At 35.7% G+C, this 241-nt stretch carries 1 protein-coding gene; it reads right to left on the minus strand.

Going from position 1 to position 241, the window contains the following annotated elements; translation table 11 throughout:
• The coding region (locus ACYP5M_RS26695) for a hypothetical protein (protein WP_459735749.1) at positions 1-190 on the minus strand (190 nt) is incomplete at its 3' end.
• Between the last annotated feature and the right edge of the window lie 51 nt (positions 191-241).

The following is a 241-nucleotide window of genomic DNA, read 5'->3' on the forward strand; positions in this document are numbered from 1 at the left end:
TCACCTTTCGCAATCTAGATACGACAACATTACTCCTATATTGTTCCAACTCTTGATATAATAGAACCCACTTTAGCCTTTTTAATAGAAGGGAGTTATACTCCAAGGGGAATCCCCAGGAAATTGAAAAGTTCCCTCTATCTCCATTAAGTATAACACCTATGTCATCCTCATTCGCTTTTTCAAACATCCCTTTCAACCAGAAAGAATTTTCAAAAAACTTATATGTCATCTCCATGAT

It is taken from the genome of Peribacillus sp. N1 (assembly GCF_054600815.1).